The organism is Vibrio sp. 10N.261.52.C2 (assembly GCF_041471425.1).
GTDB classification, from domain to species: Bacteria; Pseudomonadota; Gammaproteobacteria; order Enterobacterales; family Vibrionaceae; genus Vibrio; species Vibrio crassostreae_C.
Map to the genome: position 1 here is coordinate 195454 of NZ_JBFROH010000016.1, position 20552 is coordinate 216005.

Here is a 20552-nt window from a genome sequence, read left to right on the forward strand (position 1 = left end):
AGAACAGGTTCTTAATGGTCTTCAGAAGCCAGGTTCAACGTGTACTTTGGAATCTCTACAACAAGATCCGTATCAGCCACTTTAGCTTGGCAACCCAAGCGAGATTCCATCTCTAAGCCCCATGCTTTATCTAGCATGTCGTCTTCTAGATCATCACTCTCTTCTAAAGAATCAAAACCTTCACGAATCACAACGTGACATGTTGTACATGCGCACGATTTCTCACATGCGTGTTCAATACCAATACCGGCCTTCAGTGCAACATCAAGAACCGTCTCACCAGTTTTTGCTTCTAAAACAGCGCCTTCTGGACATAGATCTTCGTGAGGTAAAACAATAATCTTTGGCATGTTTATCTATTCTCTAACTATTAAATATTATCGACTGACTGACCTGACAGTGCAGCACGAATTGATTTATCCATACGACGAGAAGCAAAGTCTTGGCTCGCTTTGTCGGTATTCTTAATTTCTAGTTCAATAGCATCAGCGTTGTCGCCATTACGCACTTCAATCAGTGCTTCAATCGCTTGAACAAGTTGTTGTTTGCCTTGCTCATCAAGTAGCTCGTCACCGTCGGCTTGCATTGCAGCGATAAGGCCTTCGATAACGCGATCCGCTTCTACGCGTTGCTCAGCAAGAGCACGCGCTTGCATGTCTTCTTTTGCAAACGTCATCGAATCTTTCAGCATGCTAGCCACTTCGTTGTCGCTTAGACCGTAAGAAGGCTTAACTTGGATTTCAGCTTGAACGCCAGTGCTCTTCTCCATTGCGGTAACCGATAGCAGGCCATCAGCATCCACTTGGTAAGTAACACGAATATGAGCAGCACCTGCAGTCATCGGCGGGATGCCTTTCAGAGCAAATCGAGCCAGTGAACGACAGTCATCAACCATCTCACGCTCGCCTTGCACGGTGTGTACTGTCATTGCAGTTTGACCGTCTTTGAACGTGGTAAACTCTTGTGCACGAGCAACTGGGATCGTGGTATTACGAGGGATGATCTTTTCGACTAAGCCACCCATGGTTTCGATACCCAGTGACAGAGGGATAACATCCAATAGCAGCATCTCAGAGTCAGGCTTGTTGCCAACTAAGATATCCGCTTGAATCGATGCGCCAATCGCAACCACTTCATCAGGGTTAATACTGGTTAATGGAGTACGACCAAAGAAGCCACCGACCATTTCACGAACAAGTAAGGTACGAGTTGAACCACCTACCATCACGACTTCTAGTACTTCATCCGCGTCAACTTCCGCATCTTTCAGTGCTCGGCGGCACGAAAGCAGCGTTTTCTTAACTAGTGGCTTGATGATCTCTTCGAACTCTTCACGAGTTAAAGAGCCAGACCAACCTAGTGCTTCAACATTAACGCTTTCAGCTTCAGATAAGCCAATCTTCGCTTCTGTTGCTGCGTCTAGAAGAATACGGTTCTGTTCTGCTGTCAGCTCTAACAAGCCCATTTGCTCTTGGAAATGATCCGCAATTAAATGGTCAAAGTCATCGCCGCCTAATGCAGAGTCACCACCGGTTGCTAAAACTTCGAAGACACCTTTAGACAGGCGTAGGATAGAGATATCAAACGTACCACCGCCTAAGTCATAAACAGCGATTACCCCTTCTTTACCTGAATCCAAGCCATAAGCAATCGCGGCTGCAGTGGGTTCATTAAGAAGGCGTAACACATGAAGACCAGCAAGTTGCGCTGCGTCTTTGGTACCTGCACGTTGTGCATCATCAAAGTACGCAGGGACGGTAATCACGGCACCAGCCAATTCACCACCTAACGTCGACTCAGCACGTTGACCGAGTGCACGAAGAATATCTGCAGATACTTGAATTGGGTTCTTATTTCCTTGCGCTGTGTTAATCACAGGCAGGCCATTATCACTTTCTTCAAACTGATATGGCAGAGATGGGTATCGCTGTTGAATATCTGACAGTGAACGACCGATTAATCGCTTAACTGAGATAATGGTATTTTTAGGATCAGTTTGTGCATTTACACGCGCTTCATCACCAGTGGTGTACGACTCTGACTGATAGTGAACAACGGAAGGGAGAATACTGCGACCTTGTTGATCAACAAGCGTGCTTGCCTCACCACTGCGCACTGACGCAACCAATGAGTTTGTTGTACCTAAATCAATACCCACTGCAAGCTTGTGCTGGTGAGGAGCGGCGCTTTGCCCTGGTTCTGCAATCTGAAGTAGTGCCATGGATGTGTCCTTGTTATACGAACTAGCCGATCAAACGATCTTCAACTAACTCGATTTCATTCTTTAATTTTGCAATAAACTTAAGCTTTCTTACTCGGTCTGCAGCTTCTAACCAAGCTTCGCTGTCGAGTTCTTGTTGGATAGCGCTTAATTGTTGTTTATACATTTTGCTAACCTTTCCTTCAAATGCAAACAAAGCATCTTCAGGATCAGAACTGTCGGCGATATCTTCCAGCTCTTCACGCAATTCCATTTGCTCCATCAGGAACATAGGATCTTGCATAGTCTGCTGCTCACCACGAATATCCTCACCATGTTGAACTAACAGGTATTCAGCGCGGCTGACTGGATTTTTCAACACCTGGTACGCATCATTGATTTGCGCAGCTTTTTGCACAGCCAGCAAGCGATCTCGCTCAGAAGCCGTGGCAAATTTATCAGGGTGGAATTGGCGTTGCAGATCTCTAAACTGAGAAGAAAGAAGGCTACCATCCAGTTGAAACTGAAGTGGTAGCCCAAATAATTCGAAATGATTCATGTAACGGTGGTCCTAAGTTTAGGCTCTTTACTTAGAGCCTAATTTTATTCTTCGCTCATTATAAACGCTCAACGATTGAGGCGTTTATACATTGAAGCTCTCACCACAACCACATTCGCCTTTCGCGTTAGGGTTGTTGAATTCAAAACCTTCGTTTAGGCCTTCTTTTACGTAATCAAGCTCAGTACCGTCTAGGTAAACTAGGCTCTTTGGATCAATGATGACCTTAACACCTGAATGCTCGAACACTTCGTCTTCTTCGTTGAGCTCGTCAACGAATTCCAGTACATACGCCATACCCGAACAGCCAGTAGTTTTTACCGCTAAGCGCAACCCGATACCTTTACCTCGGTTATCTAGGAAAGCTTGAACTCGGCTTGCTGCCGTATCTGTCATGGTGATGGCCATACTACAACCTTGTGTTTTATATAAATTGAGAACTCAGGGGGAGCACAAAGGGTGCTCCCAAATATTACTTTTTTGAAGTGATTACGTTGTAGAAACGATTAGTGCTTCTTTTTGTAATCCGCAACCGCTGCTTTGATTGCATCTTCAGCAAGAATTGAACAGTGAACTTTCACTGGTGGCAACTCTAGCTCTTCTGCGATTTCAGAGTTTTTAATAGCAGCTGCTTCATCAATACTTTTACCTTTAACCCACTCAGTGACTAGTGAGCTAGAAGCGATTGCGCTACCGCAACCGTAAGTCTTGAATTTTGCGTCTTCAATAATACCTTCTGCAGATACTTTGATTTGCAGTTTCATTACGTCACCACAAGCTGGTGCGCCAACCATGCCGCTACCTACACTTGGATCTTCTTTATCAAACGAACCTACGTTACGTGGGTTTTCGTAGTGATCAATTACTTTTTCGCTATATGCCATGATAGTTACCTCGAATCCTCTATTTCCGTGAGATTAGTGATGAGCCCACTCAACAGTGTTCAAATCAATCCCTTCTTTATACATATCCCATAGAGGAGACATGTCGCGTAATTTATTTACTGCTACACGGATTTGTGCAATCGCGTAGTCGATTTCTTCTTCCGTAGTGAAACGGCCGAATGAAAAACGTACTGAGCTGTGTGCCAGTTCATCGTTTAAGCCAAGAGCGCGTAAAACGTATGAAGGCTCAAGACTCGCTGATGTACATGCAGAACCTGATGATACCGCTAAGTCTTTTAAAGACATAAGCAGAGATTCACCTTCAACGAAAGCAAAGCTCACGTTTAGGTTATGTGGTACACGTTGATCTAAGTCGCCATTTACCGTTACTGCTTCTAGATCTTGAACCCCTTTCAATAGACGCTCGCGAAGTGCTAGTGCGTGGTCATAATCTTTCTGCATGTCTTGTTTAGCGACAGCAAAAGCTTCACCCATACCCACGATTTGGTGAGTAGCAAGCGTACCAGAACGGAAACCACGTTCGTGACCTCCACCGTGCATCTGTGCTTCAAGACGAATACGTGGCTTACGACGAACGTACAAAGCACCAATGCCTTTAGGGCCGTATGCTTTGTGTGCAGAAAGAGAGATAAGGTCAACTTTCATCTCTTTTACATCTAGTGGGATTTTACCCGCAGACTGAGCCGCATCAACGTGGAAGATGATCTTGCGTGAACGACATAATTCGCCGATTGCAGAGATATCTTGGATTACACCAATCTCGTTGTTTACGTGCATGATAGAAACAAGAACCGTATCTTCACGCATTGCTGCTTGTAGCTTGTCTAAATCAATGATGCCGTTTGCTTCAGGCTCAAGGTAAGTCACCTCAAAACCTTCACGCTCTAGTTGGCGACATGGATCAAGAACCGCTTTATGTTCTGTTTTACACGTGATTACGTGCTTACCTTTCTTCTCGTAAAAGTGCGCTGCACCTTTGATAGCAAGGTTGTCTGACTCTGTAGCACCTGACGTGAAAACAATCTCACGTGGGTCTGCATTTAGTAGATCGGCAATTTGCTCACGAGCATTATCTACTGATTCTTCTGCCTGCCAGCCGTAACGGTGTGAACGAGATGCAGGGTTACCGAAGTTACCGTCCATCGTCATGCACTGAACCATTTTTTCAGCAACACGTGGATCGACTGGGCATGTAGCTGAATAGTCAAAGTAAATAGGCAGTTTCATTTTCTACTCCAATGTAAAAACTGACCGCTAAGAGCGGGCATTAACACCGTGAGGTGCTGCACTAATCGTTGTAGTGCTCGTATTTTTATGTGCAAAACCATTATTAACCGCAAGATCGATATCTTGACGATCAGAAATCTCTAAAACTTCGTTATCTTTCATTAGCTCACCGAGCGTAATGTCATTTAAGAAGCTGCTGATTCGGGAGCTTAAATCACGCCAAAGAGTGTGAGTTAAACAACGACTACCACCTTGGCAATCTGCTCGACCGTGACACTTGGTTGCATCCACTGATTCGTCTACTGCTGCAATAACAGTTCCGACAGCAATGTCGCTCGCTTCAGCACCTAAACGGTAACCACCGCCAGGACCACGAACACTAGCAACTAAGCCAGCTTTACGTAACTTAGAAAATAGCTGTTCTAAGTAAGATAATGAGATGCCCTGTCGCTCTGAAATATCAGCCAGAGGAACTGGGCTTTTTTGCGAATGCAGTGCTACATCTAGCATAGCTGTTACCGCATATCTTCCTTTAGATGTAAGTTTCATATCACACCGAATCCACATTGTTTATGTGGTTGGAATCTTCCCATACCTGACTAAATTGGTCAAGTATTTAGTTGACTATTTTAGTCAAGTATTCACCCTTAGGGTTTGTGTGGTTTTTATTTGTCGTTTTTGCTCTTCTCAATTGAAGTCAAAATGCCGCGTAGAGTGTTGATCTCTTGCAACTCTGGACGAGCTCGACTGAACAGACGACGTAGTTTATTCATCACCTGACCTGGCTTATCCTTAGAGATAAATTGGGTATCAATGATCACTTTTTCAAGGTGCTCATAGAACATTTCTAGTTCTTCGTGACGAGGGTACTCATCTTGTGGCTGTGGCTGATATTGGCTAGCGACCATATCAAGGTGAGCTACACGCACTTCGTAGCTCAGAGTCTGCACTGCCATTGCTAGGTTTAGAGAGCTGTATTCAGGGTTAGCTGGGATACATACATGGAAGTGGCACTTCTGAAGCTCATCGTTAGTCAAGCCAGTACGTTCACGGCCGAACACTAATGCGACTGGGTGCTTTTGGCCTTCAATCGCAAATTTTTGTCCACACTCACGAGGCTCAAGCATTGGCCATTCAAGCGTACGTGAACGTGCACTCGAACCAACCACTAAACCACAGTCTTTTACGGCTTCGTCCAGTGTAGAAACGATGGTCGCGTTTTCTGCGATGTCACCTGCACCCGCAGCCAGTGCTAAGGTCTGCTCGTCAACTTCACATTGAGGGTCTACAAGAACTAATTGACTCAAACCCATCACTTTCATTGCGCGAGCTGCTGATCCGATATTTCCCGAATGAGACGTACCAACCAGAACGACTTTTACATTGTCTAACATGCTATATGACACCACTTTAAAAATAATCGCGAGATATTAACACATAGCAAAGTAAAATGGTCAGACCCTTCGCGTAATGTGAAACCAAGAGTTCAAAAAATAACCACTTCCCTTTTGGTAAAACTTTGGTATACTCGCCGCCGCTTTAAATTGTTCTTTAACATCTTGTGGGAAAAACCATATGCATCCAATGCTAAACATTGCGATACGCGCTGCGCGTAAAGCTGGCAACCATATTGCTAAATCTCTAGAAACAACTGATAAGATCGAATCGTCTCTAAAAGGTAACAACGATTACGTTACTAACATTGCTCAAGAAGCTGAGTACATGATCATTGAGACAATCAAAGCATCTTACCCAGAGCACAGCATTATTTCTGAAGAGAAAGGCCTGACTGAAGGTAAAGACTCTGATGTACAATGGATCGTTGACCCACTAGATGGCACCAACAACTTTGTAAAAGGTTTCCCTCACTTCTCTGTATCTATCGCTGTTCGCATGAACGGTCGTACAGAAGTTGCTTGTGTTTATGACCCAATGCTAAACGAGCTATTCACAGCTCAACGTGGCGCTGGCGCTCAACTTAACAACGCTCGTATGCGTGTTACTCAACTAAAAGACCTTCAAGGTACTGTTCTAGCGACTGGTTTCCCATTCAAGCAAAAACAACACTCTGAATCTTTCATGAAGATCATCTCTGGTCTATTCATTGACTGTGCTGATTTCCGTCGTACAGGTTCTCCTGCTCTTGACCTATGTTACCTAGCAGCTGGCCGTGTTGATGGTTACCTAGAACTAGGCCTTAAGCCATGGGATCTAGCAGCTGGCGACCTAATCGCTCGTGAAGCTGGTGCTATCATGACTGACTTCGCTGGCGGTACTGATTACATGACTTCTGGTAATGTTGTTGCTTCAAGCGCACGTGGTGTTAAATCTATTCTTAAGCACGTTCGTGAGAACGCTAACGAAGGTATGCTGAAATAATTCAGACCTTACGTTAAAGCTCTCTGTTTTAAGGGCGCATAAAAACTCCAAAGCCTCGCTAGATAGCGAGGCTTTTTTGTATCTGTGGTTCAGGGATGCGAGCTGCGAGCTGCAAAATGCAGCCATAAAAAAACCGCTAGTTGCCTAGCGGTTTTTTTGGTTTAGCGAAACTTGTTAAGCCAAGGCCTAAGGCATTTCGTCAAACTCTTCACCTTCTTTTTCCACTTGTGGTGGCATTAGGTGTTCACGTGTAATACCCAACTTCATTGCTAGTGCAGATGCAACGTAGATAGAAGAGTAAGTACCAACCGTAATACCCAATAGAAGGGCAGTTGCGAAGCCGTGAATCATAGCGCCGCCCTGAACGAACAGTGCGATAACTACGAATAACGTGGTACCAGAAGTGATCAATGTACGACTCAATGTTTGTGTGATTGAGCTGTTCAGTACTTCAGGCGCTTCACCTTTACGCATCTTACGGAAGTTCTCACGAATACGGTCGAATACAACGATGGTATCGTTGAGGGAGTAACCGACTACCGTTAGCAAGGCTGCTACGATGGTAAGGTCGACCTCAATTTGCATTAGAGAGAACACACCAAGTGTGATGATAACATCGTGCGCCAGTGCTAATACCGCACCCGCAGCCAAACGCCATTCAAATCGCACTGATACGTAGATCAAGATACAGATAAGAGAAACTAGGATAGCAAGGCCACCCGCTTCTGTTAGCTCATCACCTACGTTAGGACCAACGAACTCGATACGACGCATTTCAACTTGCTCACCAGTACCATTCTCAATAGCAGAAAGGATTTGGTTACCAAGCGTTTCGCCCGCTACGCCATCACGTGGACGTAAACGAACCATCACATCACGAGCTGAACCGAAGTTCTGTACCGTCGCATCACCAAAGCCTTCGGCTTCTAGTGCACTACGAATATCAGGAAGGTGTGCCGGTTGTTCAAAACCAACTTCAATCAGAGTACCGCCAGTAAAATCTAGACCCCAGTTCAACGATTTCGTTGTTAGGGTGAAGATAGCAGTACCAATCATCAAGATAGAAAAAACAAAGGCAACCTTTGACCAACGCATAAAGTCGATCATTTTGTCTGCTTTTAGAATCTGAAACATATTAATTCCTAGCCTTAGATCGACAGTTTTTTAACGCGTTTGCCGCCATACATCAGGTTCACGATACAACGTGTTCCGACAATAGCTGTAAACATTGAAGTCAAGATACCGATAGACAGCGTTACCGCGAAGCCTTTGATAGCACCCGTACCCACAGCAAATAGAATGATTGCTGTTAGTAGTGTGGTGATGTTGGCATCGGCGATTGTGCTGAATGCGTTCGCGTAACCTTGGTGAATCGCTTGTTGTGGACTGCGTCCATCTCGAAGCTCTTCACGTATACGCTCAAAGATCAGAACGTTCGCATCAACCGCCATACCGACCGTTAATACGATACCGGCAATACCCGGTAGGGTCATGGTAGCCCCCGGAATCATCGACATAACACCGATAATCAACACCAAGTTAGCCATTAGCGCAACGTTCGCAATCAGACCAAAGCTACGGTAGTAGAGCAGCGTAAACAGCATTACAGCAGCCATACCCCAAACCATCGCCATGATACCCATATCGATGTTTTGCTGACCCATAGATGGACCAATGGTACGTTCTTCTACAATCGAGATAGGCGCAATCAATGCACCAGCACGCAGTAGAAGTGCCAAGTTATGAGCTTCAGCCGTTGAATCGATACCAGTAATACGGAAGTTACGGCCTAGCGCAGATTGAATCGTCGCTTGGTTAATCACTTCTTCGTGCTTACTCAAGATAACTCGACCTTCCGGTGTTTTACGACCGCTGTCTTTGTACTCTGCAAATACCGTTGCCATTAGCTTACCGATATTCTGACGAGAGAATGCAGACATCTTGCTACCACCTTCGCTGTCTAGCGAGATGTTAACTTGAGGACGACCATATTCATCAACACTTGAGCTTGCATCAGTAATGCTTGAGCCGCCTAGAATAACGCGCTTCTTAAGTACCACAGGACGACCATCACGATCTTGCTTGATTTCACTACCCGCAGGGGCACGACCAGAAGCGGCAGCGGCTAAGTCAGCACTGCTATCCACTTCACGGAACTCAAGCGTCGCGGTAGCACCAAGAATTTCTTTAGCGCGAGCCGTGTCTTGAACACCAGGCAATTCCACTACGATACGGCTAGAGCCTTGACGTTGAACCAAAGGTTCAGCAACACCAAGTTCGTTAACACGGTTACGTAGAATGGTAATGTTTTGCTCTACCGCATAGTTGCGGATTTCTTGAAGACGAGCCTCTGTGAAGCTAGCAACCAAAGAAAAACGACCATTAGATTCAGAATCTACAAACGTCATGTCTTGGTGCTTAGATTGCAGTAGCGATTTCGCTTCAGCAAGCTGCTCGGCGTTACGTAGAATCACTTCAACCGCATCTTTACCAGATGGGCGAATTGCACGGTAACGGATTTTTTCTTCACGAAGTTCGCTACGGAACGCTTCTTCTTGTTGGCCAACCAGCTTTTGCATCGCAGCGTCCATATCCACTTCCATCAAGAAGTGAACACCACCACGTAGGTCAAGACCAAGCTTCATTGGTGCAGCACCAATAGATTCAAGCCAATCAGGAGTTGAAGCAGCTAAGTTTAAAGCAACGATTACGTCTTCATCTAATGCTTCAGTGATGACATCACGAGCACTAATTTGAGAGTCTGTATCGTTAAAGCGAACAAGAATGGAACCGTTTTCTAGAGCAACGGATTTAGTAGAAAGGTTTTCAGCTTCAAGAGCATTGGTGACAGCATCCAGCGTAGACATATCTACAGAGGCGCCGCGCGCCCCTGTAACTTGAACTGCCGGATCTTCACCGTATATATTCGGAAGTGCGTACAACGCAGCGATGGCGATAGTAAACACCACCATCAGGTACTTCCATAACGGGTAACGGTTTAGCACAGCGAGGATCCTCTAGCTGTTTATAGAGATTTCAGAGTACCTTTTGGTAGCACTGCTGTAACGAAGTCTTTCTTGATAACTACTTCGTTGTTTGCATTCAGTTCGATAGCAACGTAGTCGCTGTCTTCTGCAATCTTAGTGATCTTGCCAATTAGGCCGCCGCTTGTAAGAACTTCATCACCTTTGCCCATAGAAGACATAAGGTTCTTGTGCTCTTTAACACGCTTAGCTTGTGGACGGTAGATCATGAAGTAGAAGATCACAGCGAACATACCTAGCATGATAAGCATTTCGAAACCGCCGCCTGCTGGTGCACCTTCTGCTGCTGCGTGAGCTTGAGAAATAAACATTTAAAACATCCTCTATTTATATTTTCGTAATTGTTTGTCTAATTGGGTCGCATCCCTTTATTTTCAAGCCCCATCACTCGGAAGAGAGATAGGGCTCGCAAAAAAGAAATACTAAGATTCTTTACCTAGTGGTGGCACTTCACGCCCCATTCTTGCGTAGAACTCTGCAACGAACTCTTCAAAGCGGTCTTCATCGATAGACTGACGAATGTCTGACATTACTCGTTGGTAGAAACGCAGGTTATGAATCGTGTTCAGTCGAGCACCTAGGATTTCGTTACAACGATCCAAATGGTGTAAGTACGACTTGCTGTAGTTCTTACAAGTGTAACAGTCACACTCTGAATCTAGTGGTGTTGTATCGGTTTTATGCTTCGCATTACGGATCTTGATCACACCTTCAGTCACAAACAGGTGGCCGTTACGTGCATTTCGCGTTGGCATTACACAGTCAAACATGTCGATACCACGGCGAACACCTTCAACCAAGTCTTCCGGTTTGCCTACGCCCATTAGGTAACGTGGCTTATCTTCTGGCAGTTGAGGACATGTGTGCTCAAGAATGCGGTGCATATCTTCTTTTGGTTCGCCTACTGCTAGGCCACCTACTGCGTAACCGTCAAAACCAATTTCTGTTAGGCCTTTAACGGATACATCACGAAGGTCTTCGTACACGCCACCTTGAACGATACCGAACAGTGAGTTCGGGTTTTCAAGTTTGTCGAAGTGGTTACGTGAACGCTCAGCCCAACGAAGAGACATCTCCATTGAGTCTTTTGCTTCTTTGTGTGTCGCAGGGTAAGGCGTACACTCATCGAAGATCATTACGATGTCTGAACCTAAATCTTTTTGGATTTCCATAGACTTCTCAGCGTCCATGAAGATCTTGTCACCGTTTACAGGGTTACGGAAATGAACACCCTCTTCAGTGATTTTACGCATTGCACCTAGGCTGAATACTTGAAAGCCGCCTGAATCAGTCAGGATAGGACCGTGCCAGTTCATGAAATCGTGCAGGTCACCGTGCATTTTCATGATTTCTTGACCAGGACGTAGCCATAGGTGGAATGTGTTACCTAATAGGATTTCAGCACCTGTGTCTTTTACTTCTTCAGGTGTCATACCTTTAACAGTACCGTAAGTACCTACAGGCATGAATGCTGGGGTTTCAACGGTACCGCGTTCAAACTGAAGTTGACCACGACGTGCGCCGCTATTAGTTTTTTTAAGTTCGTATTTTAATTTCACGAAGCCTCCAATATGCCAGAGAAACAATCTGACTGTTAATTCAGAACCTTAGGCCAAACAAAAGTTCAGTCTAGTGGGTTCTATGAGGAGCGGTCGCGTATTCCTTGCGAGAGATTAGACAGACACCCTGCCCTACTCCTAGCTTACTGCTAGCACCCGTAAATTCTAATGTATATCGTTTATAACTAGCTTAAATTAGCTTGTTTTCTTATTGATGAACATGGCATCACCGTAGCTGAAGAAACGATATTCGCTCTTCACTGCGTGATCGTATGCGCCCATCACGTTGTCGTAACCTGCAAATGCACTCACCAACATAATCAGTGTTGATTCTGGCAAGTGGAAGTTGGTAATCAAGCAATCCACCAACTGGTATTCATAGCCAGGGAAGATGAAGATTTCTGTATCACCAAAGAAAGGAACGAGCTCAGTGCCTTTCTTCAATGCATCTTGAGCTGCACTTTCTAGTGAGCGTACTGATGTTGTACCAACAGCAATAATACGGCCGCCACGGGCTTTTGCTGCAGCTACGGCGTCAACCACTTCTTGCGGCACTTCAACGTACTCAGCATGCATGTGGTGATCGTTAATATTATCAACTTTTACTGGCTGGAAAGTACCAGCACCAACATGAAGCGTCACGTAAGCAAACTCAACACCTTTTTCTTTCATGTCAGCCATTAGCTTGTCATCAAAGTGAAGGCCTGCTGTTGGCGCTGCAACCGCACCCGGCTTTTCATTATAGACAGTCTGGTAGCGCTCTTTATCTGCATCTTCATCAGGACGATCGATGTAAGGAGGCAGTGGCATGTGACCAACACTGTTAAGAATCTCTAAAACGCTTTGATCAGATGTGAAATGGATTTCGAATAACGCATCGTGACGCGCCACCATTTCAGCTTCATATTCATCGTTCTCACCAAGGAACAACTTGGTACCCGGCTTCGGTGATTTAGAACAACGAACATGCGCAAGAATGCTTTTCTCATCAAGCATACGTTCAACCAGCACTTCAAGCTTACCGCCTGATGCCTTGCGACCAAATACACGAGCTGGAATCACTCGAGTGTTATTGAAAACAACAAGATCGCCTGGCTCAACCAAGTCTAAAACGTCTTTAAACGAACCATCAGCTAGGTTACCGCTGTTGCCATCTAATTTAAGCAGGCGGCTTGCTGTACGCTCCTCTTGAGGGTAGCGAGCAATGAGTTCATCTGGTAGGTCAAAGTGAAAATCTGAAACTTGCATGTGTCTAGTCTTGTCTTAGTTGATGAGATTTGTGCCGTTGACGAATCATAAATCGTAGTTGCTGGATAATCGTTACGGTAAGTCAATCGTTACCAGAAACACATCGCAAACACGACTAAAAATTTCGCAGTGGGCTAGTATAGGCACACGAGCCGCAATAGCAAGGTTTACAGCACTGGATTATTGTAAAGAGGCGTAAAATAATGCGACTGATTCACCTCCTCAAGCTAAAGAATTAGTTGCATAAAACTCACCCAAGAATGCGTCAGATCTCAGTTATTTTTTGGATAAAAAACTATAGTAATAGCAACAAATAAAAAAGAAGGAGGTTCGTATGATCAAGGTTGAAGATATGATGACTCGCAACCCTCATACCCTATTGCGCTCACACTCACTGGCCGATGCTAAGCACATGATGGAAGCACTTGATATCCGCCATATTCCGGTCGTCGATTCCGACAGGCAACTACTAGGTGTCGTCACACAACGAGACGTTCTCGCCGCTCAAGAATCCAGCCTACAAAACATCCCACAAGCTCAATCTTTTACTCTTGCTACTCCCCTCAACGACATCATGCACAAAAGTGTTATGTCGGTAGAGCCGCGTGCAGGATTAAAAGAATCGGCTATCTACATGCAGAAACATAAAGTGGGCTGTTTACCTGTCGTAGAAAACCACGAACTAGTAGGCATTATTACAGACAGCGATTTTGTCACGATAGCGATCAATTTACTGGAGCTGCAAGAAGAAGTAGAGCCAGAAGAAGCAGAAGTAGAGTAACGCTCGGAATTGATATAAAGAAGAGCGGCCAATTCAGCCGCTCAGAGGGATTGTTGTCGCAGCGGATTATTATAGAAGCTCAGATACCACATCCGCTAATTGATGGAATGTCTCACGACGCGAAGAGCTTGGTCGCCAGACAAGGCCAATATCTCGGTAGGCCTGCTGACCAGGAGGATCGATCACAACGAGATTCTGGTTTTCCAATAAACCGTGGTCGATCGCCATTTGCGGAATAAAGGTGGTTCCTAAACCATTGGCCACCATTTGCACCAATGTGTGAAGGCTCGTCGCAGTGAACGGGTTGATCTTCTCTTTATCCGTTAACTTACAAGCCGACACAGCATGCTCGGTTAAGCAATGCTCGTTCTCCAACAAAAATACAGATTCGTCTGGCAGGTCATCGTATTTAATCGGAACGCGAATACCATCAGCTTGATTGCGACTGATCACCATCCGGAAAGGGTCTTGCCCAACAACTTGGCTTTCCATATTGTCGATATCGACAGGCAAAGCCAGAATCAGCACATCTAAGTCTCCATGACGCAGCGCAGCCAATAGGTTGGTCGTTGTGTCTTCACGTAACAGCAAATTTAATTGTGGAAAGCGCTGGTTGGCTTCCTGTACCAAATCGCACAAAAGGAACGGCGCTATAGTAGGAATACACCCGACTCGCAGCTGCCCTTGCATCGCATCCCCGTTACATAGATTTCCAAGCTCTACGAGATCTTGTCCTTTCGCTAGTAGCTCTCGACCGTGCTTGACCACCAGCTCACCTGCTTGCGTGAAAACTAGCGGGCTCTTTTTATCTTTCTTCTCATAAAGCGGGCAACCAATCAGCTCTTCTAGGTTTTGAATGCCTTTACTTAGCGTAGATTGACTGACGAAACAGCGATCTGCGGCATCACTGAAATGACGAGTTTCGTGAAGAGTAACAAGATAGTGAAGTTGCTTAAGACTTGGCCATTTATTCATGAAATTACTTTGTAATATGAGTAGGATAAGTTAGGTAAAGGTCATTCGACCTAAGGACAGGACAAAGAATAAGCTTATCGCTTTTTTCGATTAACTTAATCTATTTAATTCGCTTTTTTCTATAGTACCGATTGTACTATAGTTTGTCCCGTAGAAACGGAGCCCAAACAAAGATGTGTTGGGCCAACTAATTTTTTAGGAGATTCCAAAATGGTACTAGTAGGTCGTCAAGCCCCTGACTTTACTGCAGCAGCTGTTCTAGGTAACGGTGAGATCGTTGATAACTTCAACTTCGCAGAATTCACTAAAGGTAAGAAAGCTGTAGTTTTCTTCTACCCACTAGACTTCACTTTCGTTTGTCCTTCAGAGCTAATCGCTTTCGACAACCGTCTTGAAGATTTCCAAGCTAAAGGCGTTGAAGTAATCGGTGTTTCTATCGATTCTCAATTCTCTCACAACGCATGGCGTAACACTGCTATCGCTGATGGCGGTATTGGTCAAGTTAAATACCCTCTAATTGCTGACGTTAAGCACGAGATCTGCAAAGCATACGATGTTGAGCACCCAGAAGCAGGCGTTGCTTTCCGTGGTTCTTTCCTAATCGACGCTGACGGTCTTGTACGTCACCAAGTAGTTAACGATCTTCCACTAGGTCGTAACATCGACGAAATGCTACGCATGGTAGACGCACTAAACTTCCACGAGAAGAACGGTGAAGTTTGTCCTGCACAATGGGAAGAAGGCAAATCAGGTATGGACGCATCTCCAAAAGGTGTTGCAGCATTCCTATCTGAGCACGCTGACGACCTAAGCAAGTAATTACCTCTTAAGCCCGAACTCAACGCGGGTTAATGGTTGGAAGATTCTCTTTAAAGAGACATAAAGCATAAGCTAATAGCGCAAAGCGCACCGCCAATCAGTTAAGAAGTAAAGTCCTATTAAAAGCCCGAAGTTAACGCTTCGGGCTTTTTGTTTTCCCCCTCCTCGCTCCCCTAGACTGACTCTTGTAATAGATAATTGAGGTAGCGATAAACCTAAACTTTACCTCTATTTTCCCTTATCCCCATCTATTCAGAATCACACCTAGATTGCTATTATTTCATCAGTATCTTTTTGAACGGATAAACACGATGAACACCGAAATTGAAGTCTGTATCGATAACTTAGAATCTCTTCATACCGCACTATCTGGTGGCGCGAATCGAATTGAGCTTTGCTCTTCATTAGCACTTGGCGGATTAACTCCAAGCTTCGGAATGATGAAACAAGCGGCAATAGTTTCGTCGGTTCCGGTCTACGCTATGATACGCCCAAGACAAGGCGACTTCATTTTCGATAACGACGATATGCTCTGTATGCTTGAAGATATTGAAGCTTGCGCAAATGCAGGATTGGATGGGGTCGTACTTGGTGTGTTAGCGCCGAACGGAAGTATTGATATGCCAAAGATGCAACAACTGGCTGACAAAGCGCACTCGTTAAAGCTTGGGATTACCTTCCACAGAGCCATCGATCAAAGCTCTGATTTCCAAGCAGCATTAGAACAAATCATTACACTTGGATGCGAAAGAGTCCTGACATCAGGGCTTGCTGCTAATGCTGAGCAAGGTATCGATGTATTGGCTGCAATGGTCAAACAAGCCGATGGACGAATTGATATCATGGCGGGGGCTGGCGTTAACGCTGCGAATGCCAAAATGATTCAAAGCGCTACCCAAGTACCTGCTCTTCACCTTTCAGGTAAATCGACAAGGCCGAGTCTAATGGAAAACAACTCAAGTGCTCAAATGGGCAGTGATAATATTGATGATTATCAGATCCCAGTGACAGATGCGAGTAAGATATCTGATGTGAGAGCCGCCCTCACCGCTTAGGGCAATAGTCGCCAGCATAAATCCAGAGAACCTCGCTGACTAATCTAACTGACTGACGTATATTAGATTTAATAGCGCAGAAAATTTTCATGGATAGATATGGCTAAAGACTTATTCAGCTCTCTTGATTTAAACCTGTTACGAAGCAAAACATGTTTGGAAGAAACCAAATCCACGGCTTTCAGGCTGAAATTGGCGTGGCAAGTTATGACGGTACGAAAACGCGCTCAGGCGAAGTAGAAGAGAAAACAACACATGGTATAAGCCTAGGCGGGGCCTACGTTTACCAAGCGACACCAATGCTTGGATTACGTGCTGGTGTTAATATGAATATTTTTGATCACAACAAAACCTTTGTGCCTTACGACACAACGGTCAATTTCAATCTTGGTGCAATAATTAGCTTCTAAAGATAAGCTCTATTTGAGTGCGTCATCAAGGCTTTGATCGCCTAGGTGACGTACATCTTTACCCTTCACAAAGTAAATAATGTATTCGCAGATATTTTGGCAGCGGTCTCCCACTCGCTCAATCGCACGCGCTGACCACATCACCTGCAAAATATTAGGAATGTTCTTAGGGTCTTCCATCATATAGGTCATTAACTGACGAATAACGGCCTCGTACTCCGCATCCAACTTATCATCAAGCTTGTGAACTTCAGCTGCCGCATCAACATCCATACGAGCAAAAGCATCTAACACTTGGTGAAGCATGGTGATTGCCTGACGGCAAAGAGGCTCTAACGAAACATGGAATTTTTGCTCTTTGGTTGAAGGGATCTCAATAGCACCTTGCGCAATTTTAGAAGCAACATCGCCAATACGTTCCAGATCGGTAATCGTTTTGATGATCGCCATAATCAAACGCAGATCCTTCGCTGTCGGCTGACGCTTTGCAATGATTCGAGTACAAGCCTCATCAATCGACACTTCCATCGCATTCACTTTGTGGTCATCACGAATCACTTTTTTTGCCAATTCAACATCGTCTTTATGAAGCGCCTGCATTGCAAACGAGAGTTGCTGCTCCACTAACCCGCCCATGGTCAATACATGAGTACGGATCGATTCTAACTCGACATTGAATTGCCCTGAAATGTGGCGACCGAAATGCATACTTGCTCCTTGAAAGAAATGAAGAAAGCCATTTTTGTAGAGTGACTTAGCTCTAGATGACACCTTTGGAGAGGTTAGCCATATCTACCAGTAATGTAGTCTTCCGTCTGGTTTTTCAATGGAGACGTAAAAATTGAGTCCGTATCTGAGTACTCGATCAATTTTCCCATATGAATAAAGGCAGTATGGTCACTTACACGCGCGGCTTGTTGCATGTTGTGGGTAACAATCACCACTGTGTATTGTGTTTTGAGATCGTTGATCAACTCTTCAATCGTCAAAGTAGAAATCGGATCGAGTGCCGATGTCGGCTCATCTAACAACAGCACTTCAGGCTCAATCGCAACCGCACGAGCGATAACCAAACGCTGCTGTTGACCGCCAGATAAACCAAAAGCATTCTCATGCAACCGATCTTTCACTTCATCCCATAACGCAGCAGCGCGCAGAGAGCGTTCAACCGCATCATCAAGGTCTCGGCTGTTGCTAACGCCTTGTAGCCTCAAGCCATAAACCACATTCTCATAGATAGATTTAGGAAAAGGGTTTGGACGCTGGAATACCATACCCACACGGCGTCGTAAGGTCGCAACATCCACCTTAGGGTGATAGACGTTCTTGCCATGAAGCTTCACTTTCCCGGAAACCTTACAGCCTTCAACAAGATCGTTCATGCGATTAATGCAGCGCAGCAGAGTCGACTTACCACACCCAGAAGGGCCGATAAACGCCGTCACCTGCCCCTTCGGGATCTGCATCGAGATATCATCAAGTGCTTGGCTCTCTTGATAGTAAAGATTTAGCCCTTCGATCGAGATAGCAATTTGCTCATCCTTCAGATTGTGAACATCAAGTGGTGCTTGGTAACCCAAGGTTTCATTAATCGAGAACATCTAATCTTGTCCTAAGGTTCGGTATTTTTCACGCAAGTTATTACGGATATTGATGGCTGTTAAGTTCAACCCAACAATCACCGTAACCAATAAAAATGAAGTCGCATACACTAAAGGTCGTGCCGCTTCGATATTAGAGGTTTGAAAACCAACATCATAGATATGAAAGCCTAAATGCATGAACTTTCTATCTAAGTGTAAATACGGAAACTGACCATCGACTGGCAAGCTAGATGCCAATTTAACAACACCCACCAGCATAAGTGGTGCAACTTCCCCCGCGGCTCTCGCGATTGCCAAAATTAAACCAGTGATAATCGCTGGGCTTGCCATCGGTAAAACAATGCGCCAAAGCGTCTCAAATTGAGTCGCACCAAGCGCTAATGAACCGTGCCTCACTGCACTAGGAATACGCGTTAAGCCCTCTTCCGTGGTTACGATAACGACTGGAAGCGTCAAGACCGCTAAGGTTAGTGCTGACCAAAGTAGACCCGGCGTACCAAATGTCGGTGCTGGCAATCGCTCTGCATAGAACAACGTATCAATCGAGCCACCAATGGTATAGACGAAAAAGCCTAAACCAAAAACGCCATACACAATCGACGGTACACCCGCCAAGTTAATCACGGCGATACGAATTAAACGTGTTAGTGCGTTGTTTTTTGCGTATTCATGAAGATATATCGCAGCGACTACCCCAAGAGGCATCACGACGATCGACATGAGAATAACCAACAGTACTGTGCCAAAAATAGCAGGAAACACACCGCCTTCAGAGTTTGAGTCTCGTGGGTTCTCTGATAAGAACTTCCAAACTTGTTTGCCCCAGTGCCCAACCTTTTCTAGGTAAGACATATTATTTGGGTACCAATAATCCAGAATGTGGCTGAGCGAGATCTCGACCAGCTCGCCTGTCATATCCTCAACCAGCAAGCTTTCGACATTAAGTTGCGTTCTAAGGTGCTCAAGCTTAACTTCGGCTTCACCTAACTGGCGGTTTAATTCCAGTTTAGTTTGAGTATAGGTTGTAAGGTATTCATCACTCACTGACTCATTGAGTTCAAGCTTACGCTTTTCTAAGCGCAGGTTTTCCAATTGCCAGCTGATATTGCGAATTTCTTGGTTCACGACACGCGACGTTTCTTTACGTAACGTATCAGCGAACGCCAAGCCTTGTTCGAGCTTTTGGTCTATGTTCGAATCAAAGGTGCCAGAAGCGGTTTTAAAACCCACCGGCTTACCAAAGAAATAACCACCTCGACTTCGTTCAATCACAACCCAATCTAGCGGGGTAGTGGGTTCACGTAAGTTAACATCCAGAATAGAAACAAAGTCCGCAGGGTACAGTTCTCTGTTAGCAACTTTGATGCTTAAGCGCTGTATCAGCCCAATCGACAAATTTTGAGGAGACAAAAGGTCATGGACTTGTGGAACTTGCTCTATCGGGATGTATTTTCGTTCATATAACTGACCAACCAATACATCTTGTTTTGATACGGTTTCGTCAAGATCGACCACTAGCGATAAGTCTTTGGAGTCAACTTGCCATTGATACAAAGGTGCGGGCCAAAAATAGGTTAAGCCCTTCCAACCAATCAGCAGCATTAGGCCAAGAACAGAAAGCATACTGATGCTCACCGCCCCGCCCGTAAGCCAGATCCACGGAGATCCCGATTTAACCCAAGATAATAATGACTTCAGTTTGTTCATCATGATCGACCTTGCTGTTGACGTGCTGAAATCAAGGAGCTGCAAAGATCAAGAGACACGCTAGTCAAGCCACTAAAAGC

The 20552-nt window shown here is 45.0% G+C and carries 21 protein-coding genes and 1 pseudogene; 5 read left to right on the forward strand and 17 right to left on the reverse strand.

Annotated elements, in window-relative coordinates; translation table 11 throughout:
* Positions 1-11 precede the first annotated feature (11 nt).
* The 8 genes from fdx to trmJ all read right to left on the reverse strand — a co-directional run bounded on the left by fdx (position 12) and on the right by trmJ (position 6285).
* Complete coding sequence (gene fdx, locus AB4307_RS06550; protein WP_010440525.1) at positions 12-350, reverse strand: ISC system 2Fe-2S type ferredoxin; 339 nt, start codon at positions 348-350, stop codon at positions 12-14.
* 20 nt (positions 351-370) lie between these two features.
* Positions 371-2221, reverse strand: a complete 1851-nt coding sequence (gene hscA, locus AB4307_RS06555; RefSeq protein ID WP_017062518.1) for a Fe-S protein assembly chaperone HscA — start codon at positions 2219-2221, stop codon at positions 371-373.
* 22 nt (positions 2222-2243) lie between these two features.
* Positions 2244-2759 carry a co-chaperone HscB gene (gene hscB, locus AB4307_RS06560; RefSeq protein WP_010440522.1) on the reverse strand — a complete coding sequence of 172 codons (516 nt, stop codon included), beginning with the start codon at positions 2757-2759 and terminating at the stop codon, positions 2244-2246.
* Positions 2760-2843: 84 nt separating this feature from the next.
* Positions 2844-3167: an iron-sulfur cluster assembly protein IscA gene (gene iscA, locus AB4307_RS06565; RefSeq protein ID WP_010440519.1), complete on the reverse strand. Its 324-nt coding sequence runs from the start codon at positions 3165-3167 to the stop codon at positions 2844-2846.
* A 98-nt stretch (positions 3168-3265) separates the two neighbouring features.
* Positions 3266-3643 carry a Fe-S cluster assembly scaffold IscU gene (gene iscU, locus AB4307_RS06570; RefSeq protein ID WP_004735094.1) on the reverse strand — a complete coding sequence of 126 codons (378 nt, stop codon included), beginning with the start codon at positions 3641-3643 and terminating at the stop codon, positions 3266-3268.
* Positions 3644-3676: 33 nt separating this feature from the next.
* Positions 3677-4891 (reverse strand): IscS subfamily cysteine desulfurase, encoded by a 1215-nt coding sequence (locus AB4307_RS06575; RefSeq protein WP_010440514.1) that lies wholly within the window; start codon positions 4889-4891, stop codon positions 3677-3679.
* A gap of 27 nt (positions 4892-4918) precedes the next feature.
* Positions 4919-5440: a Fe-S cluster assembly transcriptional regulator IscR gene (iscR, locus tag AB4307_RS06580; protein ID WP_010440512.1), complete on the reverse strand. Its 522-nt coding sequence runs from the start codon at positions 5438-5440 to the stop codon at positions 4919-4921.
* Positions 5441-5556: 116 nt separating this feature from the next.
* Positions 5557-6285, reverse strand: a complete 729-nt coding sequence (gene trmJ / locus AB4307_RS06585) for a tRNA (cytosine(32)/uridine(32)-2'-O)-methyltransferase TrmJ (protein WP_048658839.1) — start codon at positions 6283-6285, stop codon at positions 5557-5559.
* Positions 6286-6466: 181 nt separating this feature from the next.
* On the opposite strand from trmJ, the gene suhB reads away from it, so the two are divergent.
* On the forward strand, positions 6467-7270 hold the full coding sequence (gene suhB / locus AB4307_RS06590; RefSeq protein ID WP_017062836.1) for an inositol-1-monophosphatase: 804 nt from the start codon (positions 6467-6469) through the stop codon (positions 7268-7270).
* Positions 7271-7456: 186 nt separating this feature from the next.
* On the opposite strand, the gene secF is transcribed toward suhB, so the two are convergent.
* The 5 genes from secF to queA form a co-directional block, all read right to left on the reverse strand.
* Positions 7457-8404 (reverse strand): protein translocase subunit SecF, encoded by a 948-nt coding sequence (gene secF, locus AB4307_RS06595; protein ID WP_048658840.1) that lies wholly within the window; start codon positions 8402-8404, stop codon positions 7457-7459.
* Positions 8405-8418: 14 nt separating this feature from the next.
* On the reverse strand, positions 8419-10275 hold the full coding sequence (gene secD, locus AB4307_RS06600) for a protein translocase subunit SecD (protein ID WP_081325187.1): 1857 nt from the start codon (positions 10273-10275) through the stop codon (positions 8419-8421).
* 20 nt (positions 10276-10295) lie between these two features.
* Entirely contained in the window at positions 10296-10625 is a 330-nt protein-coding gene (yajC, locus tag AB4307_RS06605; protein ID WP_010440492.1) for a preprotein translocase subunit YajC, read from the reverse strand.
* 111 nt (positions 10626-10736) lie between these two features.
* The gene (gene tgt, locus AB4307_RS06610) at positions 10737-11873 is read right to left on the reverse strand and encodes a tRNA guanosine(34) transglycosylase Tgt (protein ID WP_017056177.1); all 1137 of its coding nucleotides are present in this window, start codon (positions 11871-11873) and stop codon (positions 10737-10739) included.
* Positions 11874-12068: 195 nt separating this feature from the next.
* Positions 12069-13121: a tRNA preQ1(34) S-adenosylmethionine ribosyltransferase-isomerase QueA gene (queA, locus tag AB4307_RS06615; RefSeq protein ID WP_017062523.1), complete on the reverse strand. Its 1053-nt coding sequence runs from the start codon at positions 13119-13121 to the stop codon at positions 12069-12071.
* A 334-nt stretch (positions 13122-13455) separates the two neighbouring features.
* Between queA and AB4307_RS06620 the strand changes: the two genes are divergently transcribed.
* Entirely contained in the window at positions 13456-13902 is a 447-nt protein-coding gene (locus AB4307_RS06620; protein WP_017062524.1) for a CBS domain-containing protein, read from the forward strand.
* 69 nt (positions 13903-13971) lie between these two features.
* On the opposite strand, the gene AB4307_RS06625 is transcribed toward AB4307_RS06620, so the two are convergent.
* Positions 13972-14877, reverse strand: coding sequence for a hydrogen peroxide-inducible genes activator (locus AB4307_RS06625; RefSeq protein WP_017062525.1), 906 nt, complete (start codon positions 14875-14877; stop codon positions 13972-13974).
* Positions 14878-15087: 210 nt separating this feature from the next.
* On the opposite strand from AB4307_RS06625, the gene AB4307_RS06630 reads away from it, so the two are divergent.
* The 3 genes and pseudogenes from AB4307_RS06630 to AB4307_RS06640 all read left to right on the forward strand — a co-directional run.
* A complete protein-coding gene (locus tag AB4307_RS06630) occupies positions 15088-15696 on the forward strand; it encodes a peroxiredoxin C (protein ID WP_017062526.1) in 609 nt (202 codons plus the stop codon).
* 311 nt (positions 15697-16007) lie between these two features.
* The gene (locus AB4307_RS06635) at positions 16008-16751 is read left to right on the forward strand and encodes a copper homeostasis protein CutC (RefSeq protein ID WP_017062527.1); all 744 of its coding nucleotides are present in this window, start codon (positions 16008-16010) and stop codon (positions 16749-16751) included.
* Positions 16752-16897: 146 nt separating this feature from the next.
* Positions 16898-17161 (forward strand): annotated as a pseudogene (locus AB4307_RS06640) (hypothetical protein); the annotation flags it as partial.
* 9 nt (positions 17162-17170) lie between these two features.
* Here AB4307_RS06640 and phoU read toward each other — a convergent pair.
* The 3 genes from phoU to pstA form a co-directional block, all read right to left on the reverse strand.
* Positions 17171-17869: a phosphate signaling complex protein PhoU gene (gene phoU / locus AB4307_RS06645; RefSeq protein ID WP_009848270.1), complete on the reverse strand. Its 699-nt coding sequence runs from the start codon at positions 17867-17869 to the stop codon at positions 17171-17173.
* Between the two features lie 74 nt (positions 17870-17943).
* Positions 17944-18762, reverse strand: a complete 819-nt coding sequence (pstB, locus tag AB4307_RS06650) for a phosphate ABC transporter ATP-binding protein PstB (RefSeq protein ID WP_372131469.1) — start codon at positions 18760-18762, stop codon at positions 17944-17946.
* Entirely contained in the window at positions 18763-20472 is a 1710-nt protein-coding gene (gene pstA / locus AB4307_RS06655; protein WP_372131477.1) for a phosphate ABC transporter permease PstA, read from the reverse strand. It abuts the gene before it with no gap.
* Between the last annotated feature and the right edge of the window lie 80 nt (positions 20473-20552).